Origin of the sequence: Arthrobacter sp. 18067 (genome assembly GCF_902706295.1) — a bacterium.
In the GTDB taxonomy this organism is placed as follows: Bacteria; Actinomycetota; Actinomycetes; order Actinomycetales; family Micrococcaceae; genus Arthrobacter.
This window is the reverse complement of the sequence record NZ_CACSJJ010000093.1, coordinates 1-416: the sequence shown is the minus strand read 5'-3', so window position 1 is coordinate 416 and position 416 is coordinate 1. Positions and strand designations below refer to the sequence as shown.

The following is a 416-nucleotide window of genomic DNA, read 5'->3' as shown; positions in this document are numbered from 1 at the left end:
ACACTCACCCCAGTAAAAATCTGACCAATTATTAACTTCAACAAGCTCAAGATCACCTGTTTCAATTAACTTTTGTTTGAGATGAAAATTCTTATCAGAAAACTTACGACGGAGCAATGTTTCCATAAACTCCAATCTTTTAGCATTGAAGTCTGGACGCATTTGAACTGTCTTACCATCTTTCTTAGCTTTGTATGGCTCATGGTGTTGAAACTTTTTACGGTCTTCTTTGTTAGCGCATTTAGAAGCCTGATAAGCATTCTCTACGGAGTGATACATATCATTAAAGCAAAATACCGTACAGAACTCCATATTCGATCGAAACTTAAATTCTCCTTTAAAGCCATTTTCAGTACGAGCCATGTTACACCTCTTGTCGCATATATTGTTGAAGTATCAAACTAGTAGTGTTGTCA

1 protein-coding gene is annotated in these 416 nt (G+C 36.1%); it reads right to left on the bottom strand.

All coding sequences use genetic code 11. The features are described 5' to 3' along the window. The coding region (locus tag GVL04_RS24230; RefSeq protein WP_159709179.1) for an NADAR family protein at positions 1–363 on the bottom strand (363 nt) is incomplete at its 3' end. Between the last annotated feature and the right edge of the window lie 53 nt (positions 364–416).